This window comes from Streptomyces sp. NPDC026417, from assembly GCF_055567695.1.
Genome location: NZ_JBVHPY010000023.1, coordinates 125,005 through 132,266, shown reverse-complemented (window position 1 = coordinate 132,266; position 7,262 = coordinate 125,005). Strand labels below are relative to the sequence as shown.

7 protein-coding genes are annotated in these 7,262 nt (G+C 73.9%); 3 read left to right on the top strand and 4 right to left on the bottom strand.

Annotation, left to right across the window (positions count from 1 at the left end):
* Positions 1-690 precede the first annotated feature (690 nt).
* On the top strand, positions 691-1,221 hold the full coding sequence (locus ACZ4NT_RS30950; RefSeq protein ID WP_121405561.1) for a DoxX family protein: 531 nt from the start codon (positions 691-693) through the stop codon (positions 1,219-1,221).
* On the opposite strand, the gene ACZ4NT_RS30945 is transcribed toward ACZ4NT_RS30950, so the two are convergent.
* Positions 1,218-1,448 carry a hypothetical protein gene (locus ACZ4NT_RS30945; RefSeq protein ID WP_121405562.1) on the bottom strand — a complete coding sequence of 77 codons (231 nt, stop codon included), beginning with the start codon at positions 1,446-1,448 and terminating at the stop codon, positions 1,218-1,220. The two genes, ACZ4NT_RS30950 and ACZ4NT_RS30945, sit on opposite strands and share 4 nt — an antisense overlap.
* Complete coding sequence (locus ACZ4NT_RS30940) at positions 1,435-2,808, bottom strand: PspC domain-containing protein (RefSeq protein ID WP_121405563.1); 1,374 nt, start codon at positions 2,806-2,808, stop codon at positions 1,435-1,437. The genes ACZ4NT_RS30945 and ACZ4NT_RS30940 overlap by 14 nt, the downstream gene beginning before the upstream one ends.
* Before the next feature lie 143 nt (positions 2,809-2,951).
* Between ACZ4NT_RS30940 and ACZ4NT_RS30935 the strand changes: the two genes are divergently transcribed.
* On the top strand, positions 2,952-4,277 hold the full coding sequence (locus tag ACZ4NT_RS30935; RefSeq protein ID WP_121405564.1) for an ATP-binding protein: 1,326 nt from the start codon (positions 2,952-2,954) through the stop codon (positions 4,275-4,277).
* 5 nt (positions 4,278-4,282) lie between these two features.
* A complete protein-coding gene (locus ACZ4NT_RS30930) occupies positions 4,283-5,044 on the top strand; it encodes a response regulator transcription factor (RefSeq protein ID WP_121406387.1) in 762 nt (253 codons plus the stop codon).
* 16 nt (positions 5,045-5,060) lie between these two features.
* On the opposite strand, the gene ACZ4NT_RS30925 is transcribed toward ACZ4NT_RS30930, so the two are convergent.
* Positions 5,061-5,693 carry a hypothetical protein gene (locus ACZ4NT_RS30925; RefSeq protein ID WP_121405565.1) on the bottom strand — a complete coding sequence of 211 codons (633 nt, stop codon included), beginning with the start codon at positions 5,691-5,693 and terminating at the stop codon, positions 5,061-5,063.
* A gap of 145 nt (positions 5,694-5,838) precedes the next feature.
* Positions 5,839-6,915 carry a C40 family peptidase gene (locus ACZ4NT_RS30920; RefSeq protein WP_121406388.1) on the bottom strand — a complete coding sequence of 359 codons (1,077 nt, stop codon included), beginning with the start codon at positions 6,913-6,915 and terminating at the stop codon, positions 5,839-5,841.
* Positions 6,916-7,262 lie beyond the last annotated feature (347 nt).

Genomic DNA, 7,262 nt, shown 5'->3' with positions numbered 1-7,262 from the left:
CGGGGCCGTGCCGGTACATCCGCCCGTCGCTGGTCGGGCACCTCTGTCCGTCACCAGCGTTCCTCGGTGGGGTGTGGCCCCGTCTCGACGGGCATGTGATGTACCGGCACGGCCCCTTCCGCCGGAGGGCGGCTGCAGGCTCGTGCCCATTGCCCTGCGGGCCGCCCTAGCTGCGGGCAGGCGGCGCGGGGTGGGGGCTCGGTCGGCCGCTTCAGCTGCGGGCGGGCGTGCGGGAGTGGGGTGGCGCCCGGTCGGCCCTAGCTGCGGGCAGGCGTGCCGCAAGGGGCGGCACGGGTGGGCGCAGGCGGCACCCCGTCGGCGCCGGGCTCGCCGTCCCACCACGGCGCCAGCCGGGATACGGGGTGCTGGTGGGCGCGGGGAGTGGGCCCACCCGGGCGGCTCCCCGTCGGCGTCGGGTTCGCCGTCCCACCCCGGGGCCGGCCGGGATACGAGGTGTTGGTGGGAGTGGGGGAGTGGGCCCACCCGGGCGGGCTCACCAGTGGGGCCGGGTTCGCCGTCCTGCCCCGGCGCGGGCCGGGACGCCGAGGGTCGGGGAACTTGGGGGAGTGGGTTCACCCGGCGGTGGACCCTTGGCGCGCGGCCGCGTCGGACCGCTGAGCGTGACGACCCCGCCGTGCGTATGGTCTGTTGAGAGGTCAACGGCACGGCGGGCGAGAGGCGGCGGCAGCGATGACTCACGGCATTCGCACGGACACGCACGGCACGTACACCGACGGAGGCCGGGGCTGGCGGGACACCGCCACCCGATACGCCCTGCTCCCCCTGCGCGTCTTCCTGGGCGTCACCTTCATCTACGCCGGCCTGGACAAGCTCACCGACAGCGCGTTCATGAAGGACGCCGGAGCCGGTTCCATCGGCGACATGATGCGCTCCGCCCGGAGCTCGTCGGCCATCCCCGCGCTCATCGACCTGGCCCTGAAGAACCCCGTCGGCTTCGGCTACGCCATCGCCCTCGGTGAGCTGGCCGTCGGCATCGGCACCCTCCTCGGTCTGTTCGCCCGGCTGGCCGCACTCGGCGGCGCACTGATCTCCCTCAGCCTGTGGCTGACGGTGAGCTGGGCCTCCGATCCGTACTACTACGGCAACGACCTCGCGTATCTGATGGCCTGGCTGCCCCTCGTCCTCGCCGGCGCCTCGGTCCTTTCCCTGGACGCCGCCCTGCGCGCCCGGCGCCGCCGACGCGGGGGCGGCTACCGCTAGGCGCTCCGGGAACGGCCCGCGTCCGCCCGGGCCGATCTGCGGTGGCGCACCGCATGGGTCAGGAACGCCACCGCGCCCGCCAGACACAGGCCGCCCACGACGATCGGGATCACCGCGAACCACGGGGTCTCCCAGAGCCCGCCCGCGTCACCCGCGTACAGGACGCCCGCGAGGACGAGGAAGCAGCCCGCGACCAGCTTTCCCGGCTGGAACTCATGACGCAGCACGGGCCACCTCCGCCTGTCCGACGCCGACTTCCAGCCGGAGGTCGAACGTGCCGCCGTTCTTGCCGCCGCCCGCCGGCGGCAGGGTCAGATGTCTCGTCCTGCCCGGCTGCACGTCCACGTCCTTGCTGTCCTCGCCCGGCAACTGAATGTCCCCGACGCCCACTTCGATGTCCAGCCGTACGGTCGCGTCCTTGGGGACCACCACCTTGAGCCTGCCGACCCCGACCTCGGCGTGCGTCGACACCTGCTGGTCCTTGCCGAGGTCGACGCGCGTGAGGTCCAGAGTGCCGACGCCCGTACCGAGGTCGTAGGTCGGCCTCACGTCGGAGACCGCCGCCGGGGTCCACCGGGTGCGGACCCAGTGGGTTCCGACGTTGTCGGGGAGAGCCGCGGAACAGGCCAGCAGCCCGGCGGTGACGACGGCCAGGAAGACCGAGCCCGCGCCCGTACGCCCGAGGAAGGCGCTGAGCGCGATGCCGACGCCGAAGACCACGAGCGCGCAGGCGAGCCCGGTCTGCGCGCTGGCGCCGAGAGCGTGGTCGTCCCACGTCAGGCCCGTGCCGAGGGCGCCCGCCGCCAGCGCCGCGAGGAACACCCAGCCGCCGATCCAGCGGGGGCCGCGCGGCTGCGGCTCGACGGCGGCGCGCATGTCCCCGCGGGCGGTGCCGCGGGCGATGTTCACCGCTGCCGCCACGTCCCGGTCCCGGGAGCTCGGGGGACCCCAGAGATACCCGGTGCCGCCGACGTGCGTGCCGTCCTTGACGATCGGGTCGCGCCACCAGGAGGGAGAGGAGTACGGGACGGGCGGCGGCTTGGCCTCGGGCGGGGCGTCGGCCACGGCCTGCGCTGCGAGCGGGTCCGGGTCGGGGGCGCCGCGCTGCTGAGACCAGTACCCGGCACCGGCCAGGAGCAGCGACAGTATGCCGGCGAAGGCGAGCACCCCTCCGTTGTTCAGCATCGAGAGGAAGACTCCGCAGCCGACCAGGGCGAAGAGGACCGCTGCCAGCGCCTGGCCGTCCACCCGGCCGGTCAGCAGCTTGCGGACCTCGTTCTCCTCGTCGTCGTCGAACGGGACGAACAGCCAGGCGAAGCCGTAGAAGATGAGGCCGAGCCCGCCGGTCGCGGCGAGCACCGCGAGCACGATCCGGAAGATCACCGGGTCCATCTCGCACTGCCGCCCCAGCCCGGCGCATACTCCGCCCAGCATCTTCTGCCGCCGGTCGCGCCGGAACCTGTGCGGGGCCCCGGGCACGCCGGACGGGGCCGCGCCCCCGTGCGCCTCGTGCGCGCGCGGCCCGGCACCGGCGGCCGGGCCCCGCCCGGGGTCCGGCTCCGCCGCCGCGTGCTGCTGATCTGTCATGCGTCCATGGTGACGGGCGAGGACGCGTGTGGGGAGCCGGGATGACCCTGGCCCGACCCTGAGATCGTCCCCGAGGCGGCCGGGGGAGCCCCGGCAAAGTAACGCCCCGTCGAAGATCAGGGGACTCTCGGGGGTCGACCCTGATGCTCCGCTCCGCCGGGCGTGTGACCATCGATGGCATGCCGGAAGCCGCAGCAGTGCCCCTCGACGTTCCGCGGCCGCCGCGCAAGCTCTACCGCAGCAGCGACGGCCGCTGGCTCGGGGGTGTCGCGCGGGGGCTCGCCGGGCATCTCGGGCTGCCCGTGGTGTGGGTGCGGCTGGTGTTCGTCGGCCTGTTCATGGCGGACGGGCTGGGGGCGCTGCTGTACGCCGCGTTCTGGTTCTTCGTGCCGCTGGGGGTCGGCGGCGTCGACGCCGGGCGCCCGCCCTCCGTCAGCACCGAGTCCGCGCCCGACGGCCGCCGCAGACTCGTGGCCCGCAAGCCCGACCGCGGCCAGATCGTCGCACTGCTGCTCATGGTCGTCGTGGCCATGGTCTTCGTCGGCAACGTGAATCTCGGCGGGGGAGCCAAGGCCTACCTCTGGCCGACCGTGCTCGTCGGCGCGGGCGTCGCCCTGGTCTGGCGCCAGGCGGACAACGCGCGGCGCGCCCGCTGGATGGAAGTGGGCCGCCGCAGACGCACGCTCACCCTGCTGCGCTCGGCGGCGGGCGTCCTGCTGGTCACCGCGGGCGTCTCGGGCATCTTCGTGCTCCAGGGCTCCGCGGCCCATCTCGGTTCCGTCCTCCAGGCGGCGCTCGCGGTCCTGGTCGGCATAGCGCTCCTCGCCGGCCCGTATCTCGTCCGCATGACCCAGGACCTGTCCGAGGAGCGGCTGATGCGCATCCGCGCCCAGGAGCGGGCGGAGGTCGCCGCCCACGTCCACGACTCGGTGCTGCACACCCTGACCCTGATCCAGCGCAACGCGGAGAACGCGGGCGAGGTCAGGCGCCTGGCCCGCGCCCAGGAGCGGGACCTGCGCGCCTGGCTCTACAAGCCGGAGGGCACCGGCAAGGACGAGGCCGAGGAACCGGACACCCTCGCCGAGGCGGTCCGGCGCAACGCGGCCGAGGTCGAGGACAAGCACGGCGTCCCCATCGAGGTCGTCGTGGTCGGGGACTGCCCGCTCGACGAGGGGCTCGGCGCACAGATGCAGGCCGCGAGGGAAGCGATGGTGAACGCCGCCAAGTACGGTGGCGAGGGCGGCGCCGTACAGGTCTTCGCCGAAGTCGAGGGCAGGACGGTCTTCGTGTCCGTCCGCGACCGCGGCCCCGGCTTCGACCTCGACGCGATACCCGCCGACCGCATGGGCGTCAGAGAATCGATCATCGGCCGCATGGAGCGCAACGGCGGCACGGCGCGACTGCGTGCGGTGCCGGACGGCGGCACGGAGGTCGAGCTGGAGATGGAGAGGGCGGAGAGTACGTCATGAGCGACGTGAGCGGGCCGGACGAGGCCAAGGGGCCCGCAGGGCCCGGAAGTTCTGCCGAAGCGGGCGAACCGGCCGCGGGCGGGCCCACCGAACCGGCCGCGGGTGGGCGCCGGGCGCGGGTCGTCCTCGTCGACGACCACCGCATGTTCCGTACGGGCGTGCAGGCCGAGATCGGGGAGACCGCGCGGACCGGTGTCGAGGTGGTCGGCGAGGCCGCGGACGTCGACCAGGCCGTCACGGTGATCACCGCCACCCGGCCCGAGGTGGTGCTCCTCGACGTCCACCTGCCGGGTGGCGGCGGCGTCGAAGTGCTGCGCCGCTGCGCGCCGTTGATGGCCGACCCCGAGCAGCCGGTGCGCTTCCTCGCGCTCTCCGTCTCGGACGCCGCCGAGGACGTGATCGGGGTGATCCGCGGCGGTGCCCGTGGCTACGTCACCAAGACCATCACCGGCACCGACCTGGTCGACTCCATCTTCCGCGTCCAGGACGGCGACGCGGTCTTCTCGCCCCGCCTGGCCGGCTTCGTCCTCGACGCCTTCGCCTCGACCGACGCCCCGCCCGTCGACGAGGACCTCGACCGGCTCACCCAGCGCGAGCGCGAGGTGCTGCGCCTCATCGCCCGCGGCTATGCGTACAAGGAGATCGCCAAGCAGCTGTTCATCTCCGTCAAGACGGTCGAGTCCCACGTCTCGGCGGTGCTGCGCAAGCTGCAGCTGTCCAACCGCCACGAGCTGACCCGCTGGGCCACGGCACGCCGGCTGGTGTGAGGGGCCGGCCGGCGGTTCACCGGGGCACCCCGGCCGCCGCCGGCCCCAGCACCCGCAGCGCCCACCGGTAGTGACGCACGGCCTTCGCGATCCCGAGCAGACCGGTCAGCCACAGGATCAGACCGGTGCCCAGCCCGAGGACGACGTCGCTGTGGGCGTGGCGGCCGGGTTCGGCCCCGGCCACCGCCGCGAGTGACGCCCACAGACCGATCGCACAGACGCCGGCCGAGGAGAGCAGCCAGAAGAGGCTGAGGCCGGGGGACCGCAGACGGGCGTCCGTCGGCGGATGGCTGTCCAGCACCAGCCAGGCGTCCAGGAGCTGCTGGATCTGCCGGTCGCGGCGCACGGCGACGGCGACCGCCGCGACGGACGGGGCGAGCGAGGCCAGCCCGAGCAGCGCGAAGATCGGCCCCAGGACGACCCCGGTGGGATCCCCCTGCTCGAACTGCTGCAGCGGCAGCACCAGCAGCGCCCAGCCGATGATCGCCACCAGCGACAGCAGCCACAGCAGCATGACCCGGTGCACCCCGAGGCTTCGCGCCCGCAACTCCTCCAGCGCCTGCCCGCGCTCGGCCAGCAGCGCCGTCCGGTCCGGCCAGGTCCGGATCTGCCAGGGCGGCGGAAGCTGCGGGAACAGGGAGGGGGACATCGGGACCTCTCGAACGGCGACGGGCGATGGTGCGGGGCGACGACGGGCGGTACGCGACTGTCGTCGACGCTACCGCGCGAACGTGCCCATGCCATCAGCGCGTACCCGGGTCCGGCCGGAATCCTTCACCTGCCGTACGGGGTCCTCACACCACCCGCGTAGCCCCCGCAAACGGCATCTGGTCGATCGGTGCCAGCCGCACGGGCGCCGACGGGTTGGGGGCGTGGATCATCTGGCCGTGCCCCACATAGATCCCCACATGGCTGATTCCGGAGTAGAAGAAGACCAGGTCCCCCGGCAGGAGTTCGGACCGGGAGACCCGTCGTCCGGTGCCGATCTGGGCGTACGTCGTGCGCGGCAGCGAGACGCCCGCGGCGCGGTACGCGGCCAGGGTGAGCCCCGAGCAGTCGAAGGCGTTGGGGCCGGTGGCGCCCCAGACGTAGGGACTGCCGAGCTTCTGGTAGGCGTACGCGACCGCGGCCGCCGCGCGGGAGTTGGGGGCCGTGGCCGCGGAGGCGCCCGTGGCGGGGCCGGCCTGCAGGGCAGCCGCGTCCCGCGCCGAGGAGCGGGACGCGTGCCCGGTGCCGCCGTCCGCCGAGAGCCGCGCACGCTGCTCGTCGGTGAGCCGGGACAGCAGCTGCCGCGCCTCGCCCAGCTTCCCGTTGATCTTCTTCTTCTGCCGCTTCAGCTCCGCCTGCCGGGACTTGAGGGAGGCGAGCTCGACATGGGCGGCCCCGCGCAGCTGCTCGATCTCCCGCAGCTGCTTGCGCACCCGCGCCACCGCCGACGCCTGCCGGCTCCCGGCGCGTTCGGCGAACGCGGCACCGTCCAGATAGCGGTCGGGGTCGTCGGAGAGTGCGAGCTGCACCGCCGGGTCGAGACCGCCGGTGCGGTACTGCGCGGCGGCGATCGCACCGAGCGCGTCCCGGGCCGAGTTGAGACGGTCGGTCCTGCGGGCCGCCTCGTCGCGCAGTGTCCTGAGCCGCCGTTCCCCCTTGTCGGCCTTCTCCTTCGCCCCGTTGTACTTCTCGGTGGCGACCTCCGCCTCCTGGTACAGCCGGTCGACCTTGGCCCTGACCTGCGCCGGGGACAGCTGGGGCTCGGCGTGGCCCGTTCCCTCGAACGCCGTGGCCGTCGCCGCGCCCGCGAGGGCGAGGGTGGCGGCGGTGCGGGCCGTCTGGCCGCCGAACGAGCGTGGTCCGGGCTTGCGGTGCGATGCCACGAGGGCACACATCCTTTCGCGACGACTCCTCCCGCACGGCCGCCCGAGCGAAAGGCGGTGACGCGTCCGACGGCGCCCGCGCAGGGGGAGCGGGACGCCGCCGGACCTTTCGGCGGAGGTGTCCGGCTGCCGCCCCTGGCCCGGGCGGCGGTGGAGAGCCGGTCACCTGGGGGAGGACGCTAAACCTGGTTGTGACCGGACCGTGACCCCATGTGCGGAAGTGACGCGAGAGGACCGCGAGGTGACCGTATGCGACCGGGATCGTGGCCCGCGGACGTCGGCTTGGCTCGGAGTGCTGACCGATGCGGCGGTTCTCCGGGCGGGGCCCGGGACGCCGGTGCTATGAG

Excerpts from the sequence above, each read along its gene's own strand:
- ACZ4NT_RS30925 (WP_121405565.1), bottom strand. The coding sequence starts at position 5,693 with ATGTCCCCCTCCCTGTTCCCGCAGCTTCCGCCGCCCTGGCAGATCCGG.
- ACZ4NT_RS30935 (WP_121405564.1), top strand. The coding sequence starts at position 2,952 with ATGCTCCGCTCCGCCGGGCGTGTGACCATCGATGGCATGCCGGAAGCC.
- ACZ4NT_RS30940 (WP_121405563.1), bottom strand. The coding sequence starts at position 2,808 with ATGACAGATCAGCAGCACGCGGCGGCGGAGCCGGACCCCGGGCGGGGC.
- ACZ4NT_RS30950 (WP_121405561.1), top strand. The coding sequence starts at position 691 with ATGACTCACGGCATTCGCACGGACACGCACGGCACGTACACCGACGGA.